Here is a 20,197-nt window from a genome sequence, read left to right as displayed (position 1 = left end):
GAGCCCGCCCGTGGGCGACATGAACATGAGAAACATCGCAATGAAAGCACAATGGACCGACTTTATTACCCTGCTCAAGCGTGAAGTGGTGCCGGCCTTGGGCTGCACCGAGCCCATGTCGGTGGCGCTGGCGGCGGCCAACTGCCGCAAGCTGCTGGGGCAGGATCCGACTCGCGTCAGCGTCTGGGTCAGCGGCAACCTGTTCAAGAACGGCATGGGGGTCGGCGTGCCCGGCACCGGCATGATAGGGCTGCCGGTGGCGGCGGCGGTCGGTTTCACCGGGGGCAACCCGGATGCGGGGCTGGAGGTGCTCAATACCCTGACCCCGGCCCAGGTGGAGGCTGCCAAGGCGCTGCTGCCCATCATCAAGGTGGACGTGAAGGATGTGGCTGACGTGCTCTATGCCGAGGTCTTGGCGGAGGTGGAGGGCCACAGCGCCCGTGTGGTGATCTGTACCGACCACACCCGCATCGTCTTGATGGAGCTGGACGGCGAGGTGCTGATGGAGCAGGCCAGCGCCCCCGGCGTGCAGATCCAGCCCGCCAAGTCCGGCAAGCCCGCCATGACGCTGCGCGAGATAGTGGCGTTTGCGCTTGAGGTGCCGCTGGCGGAGATCGACTTCATTCGCGCCGCGGCCACCATGAACCAGGCGCTGGCGGATGAAGGGCTGCAGGGTTATGGCTTGCAGATCGGCAAGATCCTGACCGAGCAGGTGGAGCGCAAGCTGCTCTCGGACGATCTGATGACGCTGGCCATGCGGCTCTCCTCGGCGGCCTCCGATGCGCGCATGGACGGCGCCATGCTGCCCGCCATGTCCAACTCCGGCTCCGGCAATCAGGGCATAGCCGCCACCATGCCGGTGGTCGCCGCCGCCCGCTTCCTCAAGGCGAGCGACGAGCAGCTGACCCGGGCGCTGGTGATGAGCCATCTGGTGGCCATCTACATCAAGACCCATCAGAACAAGCTGTCGGCCCTCTGCGCCGCCAGCACGGCTGCCATGGGGTCGGGGGCCGCCATCACCTGGCTGCTGGGCGGCCAGTTCGAGCAAATTAGTCACTGCATCAACAACATGATCGGTGACGTTTCCGGTATCATTTGCGACGGCGCGGGCAGTGCCTGTTCCATGAAGGTCTCTACCTCCACCTCGGCGGCGGTCAAATCGTCGCTGATGGCCATCAACAATCTGCACGTACCCCAGAGCGAAGGCATAGTCTCCGACGACGTGGATCAGACCATAGCCAACCTGGGCCGTCTCTCCAAACTGGGGATGCTGGATACCGATATCGAGATCATCAACATCATGCGGGCCAAACAACAGGGCAAGGCCCAGTGATGCAAGGGGTGGCGCAAGCCACCCTCTGTTTTTCTGTCTGCTGACGCCGCCCCGGCCACGGGGCGTCCGATGCGGTCGATGTCAGGGTTGCGCCTGCCAGGCGCGGCCCGGTTTTGTGTCACCCCGGTTGCACCGGGGGGCAAGTCGCCACGATGCGGCACGTTTCAGGGAGGAGTGTGCACTGGACACTCGTCCGTATACCTCGGGCCCGGCCCGATTATTTTGGGGAATATCGTCATGACTCTTAGCGTTATAGGTAATCTGGCCATCCTGGTCATGTTGCTGCTGTTTCTCTATCGGTTGCAGCAAACCCACGTCAGCTTCACCCGCCGGGTCTTCTCGGGGCTGGGGCTGGGCATCCTGTTCGGCGCCGCCTTGCAACTGTTGTATGGTGCCGGCTCCAGCGTGCTGGTGCAGACCGGTGACTACCTGGATATCGTCGGCAGCGGCTATGTGAAGCTGCTGCAGATGATCATCACCCCGCTCATCATGGTCTCCATCATAGGCGCCATCCTCAAGCTCAACGGCGGTACCGCCCTTGGCAAGATCAGCGCCATGACCATAGGCGTGCTGATCTTCACCACCATGATCGCCGCCGGGGCGGGCATACTGATGTCCAACCTGTTCGGCCTGACCGCTGAAGGACTCACCGCCGGCGCCGCCGAGACAGCTCGTGGCGCCGCGCTGCAGACCACACTCGGCAGCGTCGAGGGAATGTCCTTTGCTAAGATGGTGTTGGAATTCATCCCGGCCAACCCCTTCCTCGATATGACGGGGGCGCGCAAGACCTCCACCATAGCCGTGGTGATCTTCTCCATCTTCATCGGCCTGTCAGCCACCGGCATCGCCCGCAAGAAGCCCGAGATCTTCGCGAGCTTCGGCCACTTCATGCAGGTTGCCCACGTCATAGTGATGCGGATGGTGACTCTGGTGCTGCGCCTCACTCCCTATGGCGTGCTGGCGCTGATGACCAAGGTGGTGTCCGGTTCCAACTACGCCGACATCCTCAACCTGCTCAGCTTCGTCATGGCCTCCTACGGCGCCATCGCCATCATGTTTGCGGTGCACCTGCTGCTGGTGAGCCTGGTGGGCATCAACCCGGCCCGCTATCTGAAGAAGATCATGCCGGTGCTGGCCTTTGCCTTCACCTCCCGCACCAGTGCGGGCTCCATCCCGATGAACGTGCAGACCCAGACCAAGGCACTCGGCATTCCGGAGGGGATCGCCAACTTCGCCGCCTCGTTCGGTTCGACCATAGGCCAGAACGGCTGCGCCGGCATCTATCCGGCCATGTTGGCGGTGATGATAGCCCCGACCGTGGGGGTCAATCCCATGGATCCGGGCTTCATCATGACGCTGATCGCCATCATCACCGTCAGCTCGTTCGGGGTGGCCGGGATCGGTGGCGGAGCCACCTTCGCCGCGCTGATCGTGCTCTCCGCCCTGGACTTTCCGGTGGCGCTGGCGGGCCTGCTCATCTCCATCGAGCCGCTGATCGACATGGGCCGCACCGCGCTGAACGTTTCCGGCTCCATCACGGCCGGTACTGTCACCAGCCGCCTGTTGGGCGAGACCGACATGGCGGTGTTCAACAGCGAGCACGAGGTGTGTCTGGACGGCGAAGAGTCCACCATCTGATCCGCTTGCCAGGGGAGGGGCCAGCCCCTGCCCATCGATAGACCAGAGGGAGGGCATGCCCTCCCTCTGCCATTGAAAGGAGAAAGTATGAGAATCCTGATCATAGGTGGCGAAGCCGCCGGTATGAGTGCGGCGGCCAAGGCCCGTCGTCTGGCCAAGGATGCCGAGATAGTGGTGTACGAGGCTTCCGAGGTGATCTCCTTCGGCGCCTGCGGCCTGCCCTACTTCGTCGGCGACGAGTTTCAGGAGCCGGGCTACATGGCCGAGTTCACCCCGGAGCAGTTCGCCGCCAAGGGGATAGAGGTCAAGACCGGCCACCGGGTGCTCGGTATCGATGCGGCCGCCCATACCCTTCGGGTGGAGCACAAGGGCGACACCTTCACCGATCGTTACGATCGGCTGATGATAGCCACAGGTGCCCGTGAAGTGATGCCCCCCATCCCCGGCCTGCAGCAGCAGGGGGTGTTCGGCCTGCGCCGCATGGCCGACGGGCTGGCGCTGAAGGAGGCGGTGCAGGACAAGCGCAATACCCGCGCCCTGGTGATCGGCTCCGGCTTCATCGGGCTGGAGGTAGTCGAGGCCCTGGTGCATCAGGGTAAAGAGGTGCGGCTCATCGAGCTGGCGGATCGGGTCATTCCCGACGCTTTTGATAGCGAAATCACCCAGCACATAGAAACCGAACTGCGCGAGCAGGGGGTCTGTGTCCATCTGGGTGAGCGGGTTGAGGCTCTGCTGGGGGATGGCAGGGTCACGGGCGTGCGAACCAGCCAGGGCGAGTATGAGGCCGATATAGTGGTGGTCTGTACCGGGGTCAAGCCCAACACCGAGTTCCTGGCCGACACCGGCATCAAACGGCTGGCCAATGGCGCCATCGAGGTGGACAGGCAGGGCCGCACCTCGCTGGCCAACGTCTGGTCTGCCGGCGACTGCGCCAGCGTTTGGCACAGCGTCAAACAGCAGCAGGTTTATGTGCCGCTCGCCACCATAGCCAACAAGCTGGGCCGCATGGTGGGCGAGAACCTGGCCGGGGCCGAACAGGTGTTCCCGGGCACGCTGGGCTCCGCGGCGCTCAAGGTGCTGGGGCTGGAGGCGGGTCGCACCGGTCTTTCTGAGCAAGAAGCCAAGGCGATGGGTGTCGACTATCGCACCGTCGTCATCAAGGACAAGTGCCACACCAACTACTGCCCCGGCCAGTCCGATATCCACGTCAAGCTGGTCTATGAGGCGGGCAGCAAGCGGCTGCTGGGGGGGCAGATCCTGGGTCGCAAGGGGGCTGTCCACCGCATAGATGCGCTGGCGGTCGCCATCACCATGGGAGTGACCACGGAGCAGCTCGGCATGCTGGACTTTGCCTACGCCCCGCCCTTCTCCCGCACCTGGGACGTGCTCAACGTGGCGGGCAATGTGGCCAAATAGCTGACTGAAGATGGCGGCGCATACACGGCGCCGTCATGCCAGTTGCACTCTGCAGGTAAATGGCTGACATAAAAAAACCGATGCCTGGGCATCGGTTTTTTGTTGCGACCGGTTTGGCCGTTGAACTCAGCCGCGGCCGAGACGATTGTCCGGGTAGTTCTTGGCCAGCACTTCGCGGGCATGCTGGGCCAGGGCCGGCATCTTCAGCGTGTCGTAAGACTCGACCATGATCTCCAGCGCCTTCTCGGTTTCGGCCGTGTCGGGATAGGTCTCGACAATCAGCTTGGCCCGGTTGGCGGCGGCGATCAGCGCATCGCGCTTCACGTAGTACTCGGCCACGCTCAGGTCGTAACGGGCAAGGCGGTTCTTCAGGCCGATCATGCGAGCACGTGCATCGGCGGCATAGACGCTGTTGGGATAGTTCTGCAACAGGGTCTTGAAGTCCTGGAAGGCCTGACGGGCATAAGAGGGGTCTTTATCGTCCCGATTGATGCCCAGGAAGTCCTGGAAGAAGTTGTAATCGCCGGCCATGTTGGTCAGGCCGCGCATGTAGAACACATAATCGATATTTTTATGCGCCGGATTGAGGCGGATAAAACGGTCGATATTGGCGATCGCCTGGGCGGTATCGTCCTGTTTGTAGTAGGCGTAAATGAGGTCAAGCTGTACCTGGTTGGAGTAGGCGCCGAAAGGATAGCGCGAGTCCAATGCTTCCAGTAATTCGATAGCATTCAGGTAGTTACCGGCATCCAGCTTGAGGCGTGCTTTCTGGTACAGGGTCTCCGGCGGTTCGTCGGGGACCTTGGGTTTGGTGCTGGAACAGCCCGTGATCAAGGTAGCAACCAAGGCGAGCGACATCAGCAGGTGAGACTTCTTTCCCATCAACAACATCCGGTCCATTTCCACGAAATTGGCAAAGTATCCGTTATGCTTGGCTAAAAGAAAAGCTAGAATACCCGGATTATTTCGAATTGATACCCCCCGCTCAAGAGACCATACATGAGCCAGCATATTGAACTGACAGGCGAATTTCAGGATCACCAATTCGGGCAGCGACTCGACCAGGCCCTGGCCGAATTGTTTCCAGACTACTCCCGAACCCGCATCAAGGAGTGGATTTTACAGGACAGAGTGACCCTGGATGGTCAGGTTGCGAACACCCCGCGCGAGAAGGTACTGGCCGGGCAACAGGTGCATGTAGATGTCGAGCTGGAAGATGACACCCGTTGGGATGCCCAGGACATAGCACTCAACATCGTCTACGAAGATGAACACATTCTGGTGATCGACAAACCGGCCGGTCTGGTGGTTCACCCGGGTGCAGGCACGCCGGATGGCACCATACTCAACGCCCTGCTGCACCGCTATCCGGGCATCGCCGAGGTGCCCCGCGCCGGTATAGTGCACCGTCTGGATAAAGACACCACAGGCCTGATGGTGGTTGCCAAGACAGTGCCCGCCCAGACCCATCTGGTGGAAGCGCTGCAGGCGCGCCAGATCACCCGTGAGTACGAAGCCATCGCCATCGGTCACATGACCGCAGGCGGTACAGTGGATGCGCCTATCGGCCGTCACCCGACCCAGCGTACCCACATGGCTGTGGTGCCCAATGGCCGTCCTTCCGTGACCCACTACCGGGTACACGAGAAATTCCGTGGCCACACCCGTCTGCGTCTGCGTCTGGAAACCGGTCGTACCCACCAGATCCGTGTGCACATGGCTCACATCAAGCATCCGCTGGTGGGGGATCCCGCCTACGGTGGCCGTCTGCGCCTGCTGCGCAATGCGACCCCTGAGCTGACCCAGATGCTGCGCAGCTTCAATCGTCAGGCGCTGCATGCCACCATGCTGCAACTGGCGCACCCCATCACGGGTGAAGTGATGCAGTGGCATTCCGAGACGCCGCAGGACATGGTGGCTCTGATAGAAGTGCTGCGCGCTGACACCTTGGCCAATCCGGACGATCTGGTCTGGAACTGATGAAGAGGGTGGTTCTGCGACGATTCCTGCCGTAGCCCTGCCCTTGAATCAGGCCTGAAACGGGGCTCCTTGACTGGCAACAGCTAAGGAGCCCCGTTTTTATATGAATAAATGAAAGGAGCCACAGATGAAATGGATCGAACCCGACTGGCCGGCACCGGCTCGTGTCAGAGCCCTGTCGACCACCCGGGATGGCGGCGAGAGTGAAGGGGTCTTCGCCGGCCTCAATCTGGGCGCCCATGTGGGGGACGCGGCGGTGCGGGTCGAGGCCAATCGTGCCCGCCTGCAACAGGCTGCGGATATTCCCGGCCCCCTCAACTGGCTCAATCAGGTGCATGGCACCGCAGTGCATCCGGTCAGCAACCAGTATGATGCCGTGCCGGATGCCGATGCGGCTTGCGCCCATGAGGCGGGGCAGGCCTGCATAGTGATGACCGCCGACTGCCTTCCCGTGTTGTTTTGCGATCGGGCTGGCACTGTGGTGGCTGCCGCCCATGCCGGTTGGCGCGGGCTGCAAGGAGGCGTATTGGAAGCCAGCATCGCGGCCATGGGTTGCGATCCTCGCGATCTTCTCGCCTGGCTTGGCCCTGCCATAGGCCCCACGGCGTTCGAGGTGGGGGGCGAGGTGCGCGACGCCTTTATGGCGGAGCAGGCCGACGCCGCCGCTGCCTTTGTGCCTTCCCCCAACGAGGGCAAGTGGCTGGCGGATATCTACCGGCTGGCCCGGCTGCGCCTCGCCCGGGCCGGTGTGAGCGCCGTCTACGGCGGCGAGTTCTGCACCTTCGGCGATGGCGAGCGGTTCTACTCTTATCGTCGCGACGGTCAGACCGGCCGAATGGCCTCCGTCATCTGGTTGGCCCGCTAAGAGCCTGACAAGCACCCGGTCAGCCATCACCCCGCTCTTCTCACGACCAGATCAGCGTGAGAGGGGCGGGGATCCTGCCTTCTCCCCGCTTTGCAGAAAAAATAACCAGGCCAGGCCCTTGAAATAACCCGTACGGGCCGCATCTTTCTTGTCAGAAAGTCATGTTGTTTGCCGCATGAGCGGCGTCTGTCTGAAAGGGGGAGTGCGATGCGCCTCGATCGCCTGACCAGCAAATTCCAAGTTGCTATTTCCGATGCCCAGTCTCTTGCACTGGGTCGTGATCATCAATTTATCGAACCCGTCCACCTGATGACCGCCCTGGTCAATCAGGACGGCGGCTCCATTCGTCCACTGCTCACCCTGACCGGGATGGACATCAATGCCCTGCGCTCTCGCCTCGGCGAAGAGCTGGATCGGCTGCCCAAGGTGAGCGGCGTGGAGGGCGATGTGCAGCTCTCCAACGGCCTGGGTCGCCTGCTCAACGTCTGTGACAAGCTGGCTCAGCAGCGCAAGGATCAGTTCATCTCGTCCGAGCTGTTCGTGCTGGCCGCTCTCGACGAGAAGGGCAACCTGGGCGAGCTGCTGCGTGCCCAGGGCTTGAGCAAGGAGAAACTAGAAGCCGCCATCGACAAGGTGCGCGGTGGCAGAAAGATCGAAGATGCCAACGCCGAGGAGAATCGCCAGGCGCTGGAGAAGTACACCATAGACCTCACGGAGCGGGCCGAGATCGGCAAGCTGGATCCTGTGATAGGTCGCGATGAAGAGATCCGCCGTACCATCCAGGTGCTGCAACGCCGTACCAAGAACAACCCTGTGCTGATCGGTGCCCCCGGCGTCGGCAAGACCGCCATCGTCGAAGGGCTGGCCCAGCGCATCATCAACGGCGAAGTGCCGGAAGGGCTCAAGAACAAGCGGGTGCTCTCCCTGGACATGGGCGCCCTGGTGGCCGGTGCCAAGTACCGCGGCGAGTTTGAAGAGCGGCTGAAAGCCGTGCTGAGCGATCTCGCCAAGGAGGAGGGCAACGTCATCCTCTTCATCGACGAGCTGCACACCATGGTCGGCGCCGGCAAGGGCGAAGGGGCCATGGACGCGGGCAACATGCTGAAACCTGCGCTGGCCCGTGGCGATCTGCACTGCGTCGGTGCCACCACCCTGGATGAGTACCGCCAGTACATAGAGAAGGATGCCGCGCTGGAGCGCCGCTTCCAGAAGGTGCTGGTGGAGGAGCCGAGCGTGGAGGACACCATCGCCATACTGCGCGGCCTGAAGGAGCGTTACGAGCTGCACCACCATGTGCAGATCACGGATCCGGCGATCGTGGCGGCGGCCCAGCTGTCGCACCGTTACATCGCCGATCGCCAGTTGCCAGACAAGGCCATCGACCTGATCGACGAGGCTGCGGCCAGCATCCGGCTGCAGATCGACTCCAAGCCCGAGTCCCTCGACCGGCTGGAGCGGCGCATCATACAGCTGAAACTCGAGCAGCAGGCGCTGATGAAAGAGGATGACGACGCCAGCCGCAAGCGACTGGATCTCATCAATCAGGAGATTGGCGAAAAGGATCGGGAATACAACGAGCTGGATGAGGTGTGGAAGGCCGAGAAGGCTGCCCTTGCCGGTACCCAGCACATCAAGGCGGCACTGGAGCAGGCCCGTCAGGATCTCGACGTGGCGCGCCGTGCCGGCGATCTCGGTCGCATGTCAGAGCTGCAGTACGGCCGTATTCCCGAGCTGGAGAAGCAGCTGGATCTCGCCACCCAGGCCGAGATGCAGGAGACCAGCCTGCTGCGCAACCGCGTCACGGACGTGGAGATAGCCGACGTGCTGGCCCGTGCAACCGGCATTCCTGTGGCGCGCATGCTGGAAGGGGAGCGCGACAAGCTGCTGCGGATGGAAGATCAGTTGCACAGCCGTGTGATAGGCCAGGAGGAAGCGGTTGAAGCCGTCTCCAACGCCATTCGCCGCTCCCGTGCCGGGCTCTCGGATCCGAACCGTCCCATCGGCTCCTTCCTGTTCCTCGGTCCCACCGGGGTGGGCAAGACCGAGCTGTGCAAGGCGCTGGCGGAGTTCCTGTTCGATACCCAGGACGCCATGGTGCGGATCGACATGTCCGAGTTCATGGAGAAACACAGCGTGGCCCGTCTGGTGGGTGCACCTCCGGGATACGTGGGCTATGAGGAGGGGGGTTATCTGACCGAGGCGGTACGCCGTCGCCCCTACTCTGTGATCCTGCTCGATGAAGTGGAGAAGGCGCACCCGGATGTGTTCAACATCCTGTTGCAGGTGCTGGACGATGGCCGCCTGACCGATGGTCAGGGTCGTACCGTCGATTTCCGCAACTCGGTCGTCATCATGACCTCCAACCTGGGGTCGGATCTGATCCAGGAGCACCACTCCGAGAAGGATTACGACGAGATGAAGGCCATGTTGATGGAGGTGCTGACCCGCAGCTTCCGGCCCGAGTTCATCAACCGGATCGACGAGACTGTGGTGTTCCACCCCCTCGACGAGGCTCACATCAAGTCTATCGCCCGCATCCAGCTCAAGAGTCTGATGGGCCGTCTGGAGGCTCAGGGTTACGAGGTGGAGGTGAGCGAGGCGCTGCTCGAGAAGCTGGTGCACGCCGGGTTTGACCCCGTCTACGGGGCACGGCCCCTCAAGCGGGCGATCCAGCACAAGGTGGAGAACCCGCTGGCTCAGGCGCTGCTCTCCGGTCGCATCGTTCCCGGCAAGAAGTTGCTGCTGGGGGCCGACAGCAACGGCCTGACCATGACCCAGTAACGGGATTGTCGATGAAAAACGCAGGCCTGGTGCCTGCGTTTTATTTTGTGGGGAGGTGGCATGCTCAAGTTTTCTGTACTGGTCGATGACGAGGTGCATCAGCCCGGCTGCTTGCCGGAGAAAGGGTTGGCGCTGCTGCTGGAGTGCGATGGCCTCAAGGTGCTGTTTGACAGCGGGAGGGGGAGGGCCTTGCGCCATAACGCCGGGGTCATGGGGATGGATCTCGCCTCCCTCACCCACGTGGTGCTCTCCCACGGTCATTACGATCATGTGGGCGGTATCGGCTCGCTGCCCGTCTATCCCGATCCTGTCCCCTTGATCGCCTGTCCGGATGTGTTCCATGAGCGGGGCTACTTCCTGCCCTGGCCGTTTCGGCGCCACAACCTCTATCGACTCTCGGGCGATCTTGCGCCGGAGGCTCTGGTGGCCAGAGGGCTGCTGCCCCGCAGCTCTGCCGAGCCGGTCTGGTTGTCCGAGCGGCTGGTGTTCCTGGGATCCATACTGCGACGGGAGCAAGCCAAACCCTCCTTGCTGGGTTACATGGTGCGGGGCGGGCGAGTGGAGAAAGACCTTATCAGCGATGATTCGGCGCTGGCTTATAAGAGTTCCAAAGGCCTTATCGTCTTTATCGGCTGCGGCCACTCAGGGGCCGAGAACATCGTCCAGTGGGCCAAGGAGGTGTGCGGCGATGAGCGGGTGCATGCCGTCATAGGTGGTCTGCACCTGAAATTTTCCGGCCCGCAGCGGGCGGCGGCGCTGGGTATGTATCTGCAACAGGAGGGCGTGGAGAGCCTCTTTGCCTGCCATTGCACCGGCAAACGGAAGGCGGGGCTGCCACGGCAGACCAACATAGGTGCGGGGTTCACATATGTATTCCCGCCATAAAAAAGCGGCAATCCGAAGATTGCCGAGAGGAATGTAGTGACGCGACCTGACGTGGGTTGAGCGGGTCGCAGGGGCAAGCCCCGGTTTCGCAGAGGGCCATCAGGGATGCCCACTCTGCTTACAGCATGCCCGTGATGCGCTCTCTCATCCCGGGCGGCCACACACCTGTCAGGCCTGACCCGCGTGCCGCGGCTCGCAGGCTAGACCCATTGAATTGCTTACAGCATGCCCGGGATGGCGGTTTTCATCTCCGCCGGCCAGACGCCGACCTGCACCTGACCTATGTGTTCCTTTTGCAGCAGCAACATGGCCAGACGGGATTGGCCTATGCCGCCGCCTATGGTCTGCGGCATGCGCGCGGCCAGCAGATCCTGGTGCCAGTCGTATTGCAGGCGATCTTCATCGCCCGTGATGGCGAGCTGGCGGCGCAGGGCCTCGGCGTCTACCCGGATCCCCATGGAGGAGATCTCGAAACTGTCTTCCAGCACAGGGTTCCACACCAGGATGTCACCGTTCAGGCCGGCCAGCCCCAGCTCGCTGTGGCTGCTCCAGTCGTCATAGTCAGGGGCACGCACATCGTGGCGCTCGCCGTGGGAGAGGGCTCCGCCTATGCCGATGAGGAAGACGGCACCCAGCTCCTTGGCGATGGCGCGTTCGCGCCCCTTGGCGTCGAGATCCGGGTAACGGGTCAGCAGCTCTTCGCTGTGCAGGAACTGGATCTCGCCTGGCAGGAAGGGGGTCAGCGCGTGTTCGGCACAGACGGCGCGCTCGGTAGCCTTGATGGCGGCCCAGATGCCGCGCACCGTCTCCTGCAGATAGGCCAGATCGCGGCGCTCGCTCGGCATCACCTTCTCCCAGTCCCACTGATCCACGTAGACGGAGTGGATGGGGGTGAGGCGATCCTCGTCCGGACGCAGCGCCTTCATGTGGGTGTAGATGCCTTCGCCCGGGCCGAAGCCGAAGCGACCGAGCGTCTGGCGCTTCCACTTGGCCAGGGAGTGCACCACCTCGTAGCTGTGTTCAGGCAGGGTCTTCACCTTGACCTGCACCGCATTCTCGTGGCCAGAGAGGTTGTCTTGAGTGCCATCACCGACCCGGCTCAGAATGGGGGCTTGCACCTCCATCAGGCCCAGTTGCTGGGCGAGTTGGCGGGAGAACATCTCTTTGACGAAGCTGATCTGTTGCTGGCTGCGAATGTAGTGCTGTTTCATGCTGAATACCTGTCTCAAATCCGTTGGATGTGACGATTCTTCAACAGATTGCCAAGTAAATTCAATATTCGATAATAGAAATAGGCTTTGTGTGTTTTTTTCTTCAAAATAAACCCATTATTAATGAAGTATCGTCAACGGGAGTGCAAAAAAGTGCCGGAAAATTATCGGATCGATAATCTCGATCAGGCCATCCTCACCGCCCTGATGGACAATGCGCGGATCCCTTACGCCGAGTTGGCCAAACAACTGGCGGTCAGCCCGGGCACCATTCATGTGCGGGTGGAGAAGATGAAGCAGGCGGGGATCATCGAGGGGACGCGGGTGCAGGTGAATGCCAAGAAGCTGGGTTATGACGTCTGCTGCTTTATCGGCATCAACCTCAAGAGTGCCAAGGATTACCCCTCGGCCCTGGCCAAGCTGCAGGCGCTGGACGAGGTGGTGGAGGCCTACTACACCACGGGCCACTACAGCATCTTCATGAAGGTGATGACCCGCTCCATCGACGAGCTGCAGACTGTGCTGATCCACAAGATCCAGACCATAGACGAGATCCAGTCGACGGAAACCCTGATCTCGCTGCAGAACCCGATATTGCGAGACGTTAAGCCCTGAGGCTTGTTGCGTGGGGGACGCGGGAGATCCATTTCACATGCGAAACTCTGATTCCACTGCAAAACCCGATATTGCGAGACGTTAAGCCCTGAGGTCTGTTGCGTGGGGAGGGACGCGCGAGATCCATTTCACATGCGAAACCCTGATTTCACTGCAGAATCCGATCTTGCGTGATGTGAAGCCCTGATCGCCGGGATCAGGGTTCGATATAGGGGATGCCGTACTTGTCGTAGATGGCCTTGAGCCTGCCGTCGCGCTTCATGTGCAACAGCTCGGCATCATAGGCCGCCATCAGGGCCGGGGTGCCGGCATCGGCCCTGGCCTTGGTCCAGACGGTGTAGTAGGGGCTGGCCTTGAGCGGCTTGGGCAGGTAGTCGAGCTTGCCCTCCAGCCCCTCCTCCTTGATCTGGGCGAAGGCGGTGACCAGCGGCATGGGCACGGCATCTATGCGTCCGGCGATCAGCTTGCGCAGTTGCAGCTGGTTGATGGGGATCTCCTGGAAGTGATAGGCCGGATCGGCCAGGGCCGCCGTCAGCTCAGGGGTGTAGGAGAAGTCTTTGGTGACGCCGATGCGCCAGGGTTTGAGATCGCTCAGGGTGTCGTAGCGGATCTTCATCATGTCGGCCTTGCGCACGAAGAAGTGCCAGCTGTGGCGCAGGTGGGCCTGCTGCGGGTAGAGCAGATAGCGCTCTCGCTCCGGCTTGTAGGAGTGGGTCATCACCAGGTCATACGCGCCGGTTTCGGCATTGCGGGTGAGGCGGGCGCCCGAGTCGGTCAGCTCGATCCTGATGGGGACCTTGAGCTTGCCGAAGATGGCGGTGACCACGTCCACATCCAGCCCGCAGGGGCGGGCCTGGCCGTCCAGAAATTTCAGCGGCGGCTCCAGCGTGCCACCTATGATCAGTTCTTTGGCCTGGAGCCAGAGGGGAAGCAGCAGGCAGAGCAGAATGAACCTTCGCAAACCACATCTCCTGCACGGAATAGGGAATCGCCCACGGGCATAATTCAAGTATATTGGCCCGGATATTCAACAGAGACGACCCCGGATGGCAAATCCTGAAATCGAAAGTGAACTGGACGGTATCGACAGCTTGTCGGTCTGCCTCTATCGCCTTGGCCTGAGTCTGGCAGCTTTATTGCTTGTGTGTCGAGGGGCCAGCCTGCTGATTGGGCAGGATTTTTTACCGCCTGCGATCTGGCTGGCGGCCATGGCGGTGGCGAGCGGGGTGTGCGGGCTCTGTCTGCATATCTATGACAAGCGTATTCGCTTCATCCTGCAGGCGACGGCCTGGGGCGGCCTGATGCTGAGCGCCTGCGGGGCGCCGGACGTGCTGGTGCTGGGGGCTGTGCTGGCCACGCTCTCCGGCCTGGCGTTCAAGGAGCAGTTCTGTTTCGCCATTCCTGGCATCAAGGCGGTGCCCCTGTTGCTGCCGCTGTTATGGGGGCTGGAGTGGGCCCGGCTCGGCTGGGCCGCCGCCCTGGTTGCGCTGGCGTGCGGCCTGTTGCTCTGCCTGCTCAGTCTGGCCAAGTGGCGCATGCCCCTGCACTTCGACATAGGTGACAAGGGGCGCTACCAGAGCTAGGTCTGCTGGCAGCCCTTCATCTGGCGGTTGAGGGCCTGCATCACCTGATGGCGGCTGATGATGCCGATCACCTTGCCCCCTTGCAGCACCGGGTAGATCTTGGGCCTGGCCTCGCTCATCTGGCGCGCCAGCTCCAGTATGTTGTCGTCCGGGGCGACCGAGAGCGGTGTGCGGCTCATCAGATCTTCTACCCGGGTACGGGTATCGCAGTGATAGCTGCCGGTGAGCAGGCTGGGAATGCAGTCCTGCTCGGAGAGAAAACCGATCAGCCGCTGCTGCTCGTCCAGCACCGGCAGGCCGCTCAGCCCTGAGTGGTGCAATCTGTCCAGCGCCTCGGCCAGGCCGAGTTGCGGGGTGAGGGAGTGGGTCAGGCGGCTCATGTGATCGCGGATCTGCAGCATCTGGGTGGCTCCAAAAGAGGTAAAGTGGTGTCACTATGGCCGCTGGGCGGCGGACGGGGCCAATGGCTTGTGCCGTGGAGATTGATAGGCAGGGCCCTGCCACGGGTCGGCAAGCAATGACAAAGGAGAGGTTATGCGTGCATTGGTGACGGGGTGTGGCCGCCGGCTCGGCTTCTATCTGTGCGAGCAACTGGTGGCGGCCGGCTGGCAGGTGACGGGCAGTTATCGCAGCGAGCGGCCCGAGCTGGCCAGACTGGCGGCGCTCGGGGTCGAGCTGGTGCAGGCGGATTTCGCTCGTGAAGAGGAGGTCGGCAGGCTGATCGAGGTGCTGGCCGCCCATCAGGATCTGGGGCTGGTGATCCACAACGCCTCGGCCTTCGAGCCCCAGGCCGCGGATCCGGCGGTGCAACTGGCCCAGTTCGAGCAGTTTTATCGGGTGCACATGGCGGCCCCCTTCCAGCTCAACCGGGCGCTGGCGCCCCAGCTGGCGTGCAACGCCAATGCCGGCATCATCCACATCACGGATATCTATATTCACGCCCCGGCCCCCCAGTTTGCCAGCTATGTGGCCACCAAGGCGGGTGCTCACTCCCTTGCCATGAGCTTTGCCCGCGAACTGGCACCCGCCATCCGGGTCAACACCATAGAGCCTGGCCCCATCCTGTTTCTCGACGAACATGGCGACGCGTGGCGCCAGCAGGTGCTGGCGAAAACGCCGCTGGCGCGGGAAGGGGGGTTGGAGCCCATCTGGCAGGCGGTGCAGTTGCTGATGGAGAACGACTACATGACGGGAGCCAGCATCCGGGTCGATGGCGGCCGCAGCCTGGCCGTCATCTGAGCCCTGAGCGAGGCGCTCAGCTCCGGGCGACAGAGGCCTCTGCCGCCTGTTGCAGGGCCAGGGGGGTGAGGCCGACCTGCTGCTCCTCGATCACCTTGCCCGCCATCAGCCGGGTGTGCAGTGGCAAGGTGACCTTGCGATCGCGCACCTCCCCCTGCCCATACAGCTCGGCCAGCAGCTCGTTGAGGTAGGCATCGACCCGGGTGGCGGCGAAGTCATCGGTCGGGTTGCTGGCCAGAATGTCGATGTCCAGCGGCCGGTCGAGCACCTTGCAGTTCGGATCGCTGCGATCCCGGCCGTGCGCCAGCTCCATGGCGATGAAGACGGTTTTCAGCTGCAGGGGCGTCAGCGTGCTTTCGGTGACGAACAGGCAGTTGAGGAAGTCGTGGCGGGAGTGCATCCCCACCGGCTTGGTCTGGATCACCGAGCTCAGTTGCAGGCGACCGAAACGCTCGAGCAGTTCACCGACCGCCTGGCTGACATGCTGGTGGGGATCCAGATTCGATCCAATGCTGCACAGATAGAACATCTTCATCGGTCCTTGAGTAGGGCTCATCTGAAATGTATACACGGCTCACGGTAATCGGATTAACTATGCATTAACATCAAATTGTCTGTTGTGATCAGGCTCTATGTTGGCAAGAAAGGAGGTTTGCATGAGTGTGGAACTGAAGTGGGCACTGTTGACCGCGTCTGGCGCGTTGGCGATGATCCTGATTATCTGTGTGGCATCCGTCGGTCTGGCGTGAACCCCATCCCTCATTTTGCAGTATGAACCGGCCTCCTGGCCGGTTTTGCTTTTTGGGGGAGTGCGGATATGCTGGCCCACCCATGATGAATCGAGACAGCCCAAGATGACCAAGGTACGTCCACGCTCCCTGTTGCAAGTGGTATTGATGGGCTTCGTTCTGGTATTGATGCCGCTGGGCGGCATGATCTGGCACGACAGCCAGGCTCTCGAACACCTCAGCCAGTTGACCAGCGACGAGCTGGAACGGGCGGTGCGCGATACCCGGCGGGCGACGCTGCTCACTACCCAAGCCATTGATCTGGAACGTACTCTTCGTCGTTATGCCGTGCTGGGGGATGATCGCATCCTGGCCAGCTATCAGCAGCAGCTGGCGAGCTATCGCGGCCTGCTCGCCGCCCATCAGAGTTCGATCCCGGATGCCGAGGCCTACACGGGTCTCGAGCAGGCACTGACCTGGCTCGACAGCCTGCAGGATCTGGCCCGTGCCAAGGCCGAGTCGACCAGTCCAAAGTTTGATGATTTTAACCATGTTAATCAGCAGCTTGAGATCATCACCCGCAGCCAGGTAGACGAGCATGTCAGCCGGGTGCGAGCCACCATTGCCGACCTGATGACGGAGATCTGGTGGGTCAGCGGTTTCGTGGCCGTACTCAGCCTGCTGCTGGTATTGCTGTTTACCTATCTGATCATCCACCCGGTACGTCAGATTGAGTCGCGGATCTTGAGCCTGGGTGCCGGTGTGGAACCGGACAAGCGCCCGGTGGACGGGCCGGCCGAGCTGGTGTTGCTGGGGGAGCGGATCGGCTGGCTGCACGACAAATTGAAGGAGCTGGAGCAGCAGAAATACCAGTTCCTGCGCCACGTTTCCCACGAGTTGAAGACCCCGCTGGCGGTGCTGCGGGAGGGGGCGGATCTGCTCTCAGAGCAGCTTGTAGGGCCCTTGACCCCGGATCAGCAGGAGATCTGCCAGATGCTGGAGGAGAACAGCCGCCGGTTGCAGACCCTGATCGAACGCCTGCTCGATTTCAACCGCCTCAGCCAGCAGGAGGTGTTCAGCCTGACTCCGGTGGCGCTGGCGCCCCTGTTGTCAGAATTGTCTGCAGAGTACCGGCTGGCGCTGGAATCCAAACAAATCAGTGTACACTTGCCGACCGATCCGATCATGCTGCAGGCCGAGCCGTATCGCTTGCGGCTGATCCTCGATAATCTGTTTTCCAACGCGGTCAGTTATGGCGCCATGGGCGGCCAGATCTGGATCCGCGCCGGGCAGGATGCCGATGGCGGCTGGCTGGAGGTGGCCAACGAAGGGCCCTCCATTCCGGTGGCCGAGCGGGAACGGATCTTCGAGCCGTTCGAGCAGGGCAGCATAGTGCGGCAAGGTTTGTTGAAGGGCTCCGGCATGGGGCTCTCCATCGCTCGCGAGTCGGCGATGAGCCTGGGCGGCGAGTTGGTATTGGTTGAAGATGAACAGGCGGATGTCTGTTTCCGGTTGACGTTGAAGTGAAGCCTAAGATGAAACAATGTGTTGTTCCGGTATTGATGATGGGTCTGCTCACAGGCTGCTCCCTGTTGCCCGCGGGTGAACCGGCGGCGTCGTCGGATCTCGCCCTCGCCAAGCGGATGGAGTTTGCCAACAAGGAGATGCAGGTGCGCCTGCAGTACTCGGACTGGCTGCTGGCCAGCCATGCCCAGCAGCGGGTGCAGGAGCGTCAGCGCCTCAAGGGGGCGAGCGACATCGAGAGCCGGGTCAGCCTGGCCATGGTCAACACCCATCCGTCCGAGTCGGTGGCAAATCGCCGGGCCGGACTGGACAAACTCAAGAGCCTGCTGCCCGAGCTGGGGCTGGATGCCCAGGCCTTCCTGCGCAGCTGGATTGCCCTCGGCGAGGAGCTGCTGGCCCGTGACAGTCGGCGTGACGATCAGAGTCAGGAGGTGCAGCGTCTGCGCCGCCAGATCGAACAGCTCTCCGCCATCGATGAACAGCTCAATCAGCGCAAGCTGAACGGCAATGGCGAGGCGCTAAAATGAGTCGCATCCTGCTGGTCGACGACGATGTCAGCCTGCTCAAACTGATGAGCATGCGCCTGCGCAGCCAGGGCTACGAGGTGGATACCGCCGACAGCGCCGAAGGGGCGCTGGACAGACTGCGCCAGCAGCGGGCCGATCTGGTGCTGAGCGATCTGCGCATGACCGGCATGGACGGACTGGCGCTGTTCGAGCGCATCCAGTCCCAGTGGCTGGGGCTGCCGGTCATTATCATGACAGCTCACGGCACCATACCCGACGCCATTCAGGCCACCCGTTCCGGGGTATTCAGCTTTCTCACCAAGCCCATCGACAAGGATGAGCTGTTTGCCACCATAGAACATGCGCTGAGCCTGACTCGCCCAAAGCAGCGGCAGGATTGGCAATCGCTGATCCTGACCCGCAACCCGCAGATGGAACAGTTGCTGATCCAGGCCAACAGCATAGCCGGCATGGAAGTGCCCGTGCTGATCATGGGTCCTTCCGGCTCCGGCAAAGGGGTGATGACCCAGGCGCTGCATCAGGCCAGCAGTCGCCGTGACAAGCCGCTGCACGCCATCAACTGCGCCGCCTTGCCGTGGGCCGCGCTGGATCTGCAACTGTTCGGCGAGGACGGTCAGTCCGGTCTGTTCGAGCAGGCCAAGGGGGCGACCCTGTTTCTGGACGAGATAGGGGATCTGTCGGAGTCATTGCAGGCCAAGCTGCTGCAGGTGCTGCAGGAGTACGGTCAGGGCATCCCCGAGGTGCGGGTCATCAGCTCCAGCCATCAGGATCTGGTGGCGGCGATGGAGGAGGGGCGCTTTCGGGAGGATCTCTTCTATCGCCTCAACGTGGCCAACATCACCTTGCCGCCCCTCAGTGCCCGCAGCGAAGACATTCCGCTGCTGGCCAGACAGGCGCTGGACGAATATCGCAGCCGTCACGGCGACTGCGCCGCCCTCGGCTTCTCGCCGGAGGCGCTGGCCCTGCTGGCCGCGGCGGGCTGGCCCGGCAACGTACGCCAGCTCTACAGCGTGGTGGAACAGCTGGCCAGCCTCTGCTGCAGCCCGGTGATCGGCGCCGCCATGGTGGAGTCCGCCCTGAGCGGCGGCAGCGGCGGCATCCCCTCGTTCAACGAGGCGCGGGCCGAGTTCGAGAAGGAGTATCTGATCCGGCTGCTGCGTACCACAGAGGGCAACGTGACCCTGGCGGCCAACATGGCGGGCAGAAACCGCACCGATTTCTACAAGCTGTTGAATCGGCACGGCATTGAAGCCGCGAACTTCAAGTCGAAGGGATAAATGACAGAGGGGCGGCCCGTCGATGACGGACCGCCCCTCTTGGTTCAGACCGAATCGGCCTGGTCGGCAGGTTCAGGCCGGGTCGGTGACGCCAGCCGTGGCCTGGGCTTTCTGGGTTTTCTGGGAGAGCCAGAGGCCGCTCGCCTTCATCAGGTAACCGAACAGCGCGCCTATCACCAGGGAAGGCAGTATCAGTCGCCACTCTCCCGCCGCCCCGAAGGTGGCGCAGCAACCGGCGAAGGTGCCGGGAATGTAGCCGAGCCACTGCTGCTTGGCCTGCACGCACATCAGGGTCGCGACCAGCCCCGTCATCATGTAACCCGTCACACCGGCTCCCCACCAGGCATCCCCGTGGATCAGCAGCAGGGCCCACAGCATGCCGCTCACATTGCACAACATGGTTTGCAGCAGCGCCTTGTAGCCACCGCTGGAGGCGAAGTAGCTGGTACAGCCGAGGAAGCCGACCCAGGAGATGAGGCCGAGGGCGACGGCAACCCAGCCCCAGATGGCGGAGAGGATCCCGGTCGTGATGGCGATGGCGATCAATGGGCTCATGGTGTGACTCTTCAAAGTAGTGACATCTGGAAAAAGGGGG

The 20,197-nt window shown here is 62.2% G+C and carries 20 protein-coding genes; 14 read left to right on the top strand and 6 right to left on the bottom strand.

What is annotated here, in order from left to right:
- Positions 1–25 precede the first annotated feature (25 nt).
- The 3 genes from AACQ95_RS18580 to AACQ95_RS18570 all read left to right on the top strand — a co-directional run bounded on the left by AACQ95_RS18580 (position 26) and on the right by AACQ95_RS18570 (position 4,387).
- On the top strand, positions 26–1,333 hold the full coding sequence (locus tag AACQ95_RS18580; RefSeq protein ID WP_043554160.1) for an L-cysteine desulfidase family protein: 1,308 nt from the start codon (positions 26–28) through the stop codon (positions 1,331–1,333).
- Positions 1,334–1,570: 237 nt separating this feature from the next.
- Positions 1,571–2,971, top strand: coding sequence for an L-cystine transporter (locus AACQ95_RS18575; protein ID WP_098981622.1), 1,401 nt, complete (start codon positions 1,571–1,573; stop codon positions 2,969–2,971).
- A gap of 87 nt (positions 2,972–3,058) precedes the next feature.
- On the top strand, positions 3,059–4,387 hold the full coding sequence (locus tag AACQ95_RS18570; RefSeq protein WP_241279300.1) for a CoA-disulfide reductase: 1,329 nt from the start codon (positions 3,059–3,061) through the stop codon (positions 4,385–4,387).
- 126 nt (positions 4,388–4,513) lie between these two features.
- Here AACQ95_RS18570 and AACQ95_RS18565 read toward each other — a convergent pair whose 3' ends face one another.
- Positions 4,514–5,269, bottom strand: coding sequence for an outer membrane protein assembly factor BamD (locus tag AACQ95_RS18565; RefSeq protein WP_043119513.1), 756 nt, complete (start codon positions 5,267–5,269; stop codon positions 4,514–4,516).
- A gap of 117 nt (positions 5,270–5,386) precedes the next feature.
- Between AACQ95_RS18565 and rluD the strand changes: the two genes are divergently transcribed.
- The 4 genes from rluD to AACQ95_RS18545 all read left to right on the top strand — a co-directional run bounded on the left by rluD (position 5,387) and on the right by AACQ95_RS18545 (position 10,898).
- Positions 5,387–6,367, top strand: coding sequence for a 23S rRNA pseudouridine(1911/1915/1917) synthase RluD (rluD, locus tag AACQ95_RS18560; protein WP_241279299.1), 981 nt, complete (start codon positions 5,387–5,389; stop codon positions 6,365–6,367).
- A 127-nt stretch (positions 6,368–6,494) separates the two neighbouring features.
- Positions 6,495–7,232: a peptidoglycan editing factor PgeF gene (gene pgeF / locus AACQ95_RS18555; protein WP_241279298.1), complete on the top strand. Its 738-nt coding sequence runs from the start codon at positions 6,495–6,497 to the stop codon at positions 7,230–7,232.
- 207 nt (positions 7,233–7,439) lie between these two features.
- Entirely contained in the window at positions 7,440–10,013 is a 2,574-nt protein-coding gene (clpB, locus tag AACQ95_RS18550; protein ID WP_043142678.1) for an ATP-dependent chaperone ClpB, read from the top strand.
- Between the two features lie 60 nt (positions 10,014–10,073).
- On the top strand, positions 10,074–10,898 hold the full coding sequence (locus AACQ95_RS18545; protein WP_241279297.1) for an MBL fold metallo-hydrolase: 825 nt from the start codon (positions 10,074–10,076) through the stop codon (positions 10,896–10,898).
- A 218-nt stretch (positions 10,899–11,116) separates the two neighbouring features.
- On the opposite strand, the gene asnA is transcribed toward AACQ95_RS18545, so the two are convergent.
- Positions 11,117–12,109 (bottom strand): aspartate--ammonia ligase, encoded by a 993-nt coding sequence (gene asnA / locus AACQ95_RS18540; RefSeq protein ID WP_172955252.1) that lies wholly within the window; start codon positions 12,107–12,109, stop codon positions 11,117–11,119.
- Between the two features lie 153 nt (positions 12,110–12,262).
- Here asnA and asnC point away from each other — a divergent pair, with 153 nt between their 5' ends.
- A complete protein-coding gene (gene asnC / locus AACQ95_RS18535; protein ID WP_042870194.1) occupies positions 12,263–12,724 on the top strand; it encodes a transcriptional regulator AsnC in 462 nt (153 codons plus the stop codon).
- A 196-nt stretch (positions 12,725–12,920) separates the two neighbouring features.
- Here asnC and AACQ95_RS18530 read toward each other — a convergent pair whose 3' ends face one another.
- Positions 12,921–13,685: a substrate-binding periplasmic protein gene (locus AACQ95_RS18530; RefSeq protein ID WP_241279295.1), complete on the bottom strand. Its 765-nt coding sequence runs from the start codon at positions 13,683–13,685 to the stop codon at positions 12,921–12,923.
- An 85-nt stretch (positions 13,686–13,770) separates the two neighbouring features.
- Here AACQ95_RS18530 and AACQ95_RS18525 point away from each other — a divergent pair, with 85 nt between their 5' ends.
- Positions 13,771–14,307, top strand: coding sequence for a DUF2301 domain-containing membrane protein (locus tag AACQ95_RS18525; protein ID WP_103472265.1), 537 nt, complete (start codon positions 13,771–13,773; stop codon positions 14,305–14,307).
- Here AACQ95_RS18525 and AACQ95_RS18520 read toward each other — a convergent pair.
- Positions 14,304–14,708 carry a CBS domain-containing protein gene (locus AACQ95_RS18520; protein ID WP_241279294.1) on the bottom strand — a complete coding sequence of 135 codons (405 nt, stop codon included), beginning with the start codon at positions 14,706–14,708 and terminating at the stop codon, positions 14,304–14,306. The genes AACQ95_RS18525 and AACQ95_RS18520 overlap by 4 nt on opposite strands.
- A 133-nt stretch (positions 14,709–14,841) precedes the next feature.
- Between AACQ95_RS18520 and AACQ95_RS18515 the strand changes: the two genes are divergently transcribed.
- A complete protein-coding gene (locus tag AACQ95_RS18515) occupies positions 14,842–15,546 on the top strand; it encodes an SDR family oxidoreductase (RefSeq protein WP_103472263.1) in 705 nt (234 codons plus the stop codon).
- 16 nt (positions 15,547–15,562) lie between these two features.
- On the opposite strand, the gene AACQ95_RS18510 is transcribed toward AACQ95_RS18515, so the two are convergent.
- Positions 15,563–16,075, bottom strand: coding sequence for a 2-amino-4-hydroxy-6-hydroxymethyldihydropteridine diphosphokinase (locus AACQ95_RS18510; protein ID WP_156994783.1), 513 nt, complete (start codon positions 16,073–16,075; stop codon positions 15,563–15,565).
- A gap of 127 nt (positions 16,076–16,202) precedes the next feature.
- Between AACQ95_RS18510 and cydH the strand changes: the two genes are divergently transcribed.
- The 4 genes from cydH (at position 16,203) to AACQ95_RS18490 (ending at position 19,602) form a co-directional block, all read left to right on the top strand.
- Positions 16,203–16,295, top strand: a complete 93-nt coding sequence (gene cydH / locus AACQ95_RS18505; RefSeq protein WP_017409791.1) for a cytochrome bd-I oxidase subunit CydH — start codon at positions 16,203–16,205, stop codon at positions 16,293–16,295.
- 105 nt (positions 16,296–16,400) lie between these two features.
- Positions 16,401–17,801 (top strand): sensor histidine kinase, encoded by a 1,401-nt coding sequence (locus AACQ95_RS18500; protein WP_043554143.1) that lies wholly within the window; start codon positions 16,401–16,403, stop codon positions 17,799–17,801.
- An 8-nt stretch (positions 17,802–17,809) separates the two neighbouring features.
- Positions 17,810–18,325, top strand: a complete 516-nt coding sequence (locus tag AACQ95_RS18495) for a hypothetical protein (RefSeq protein WP_043142662.1) — start codon at positions 17,810–17,812, stop codon at positions 18,323–18,325.
- Positions 18,322–19,602, top strand: coding sequence for a sigma 54-interacting transcriptional regulator (locus tag AACQ95_RS18490; RefSeq protein WP_042870179.1), 1,281 nt, complete (start codon positions 18,322–18,324; stop codon positions 19,600–19,602). The genes AACQ95_RS18495 and AACQ95_RS18490 overlap by 4 nt, the downstream gene beginning before the upstream one ends.
- A 72-nt stretch (positions 19,603–19,674) precedes the next feature.
- On the opposite strand, the gene AACQ95_RS18485 is transcribed toward AACQ95_RS18490, so the two are convergent.
- A complete protein-coding gene (locus AACQ95_RS18485) occupies positions 19,675–20,157 on the bottom strand; it encodes a DUF1097 domain-containing protein (protein WP_241279293.1) in 483 nt (160 codons plus the stop codon).
- Positions 20,158–20,197: the final 40 nt, after the last annotated feature.

The organism is Aeromonas sp. MR19, assembly GCF_963899305.1.
GTDB lineage: Bacteria > Pseudomonadota > Gammaproteobacteria > Enterobacterales > Aeromonadaceae > Aeromonas > Aeromonas bestiarum.
This window is presented reverse-complemented; position numbering and strand designations above follow the sequence as displayed.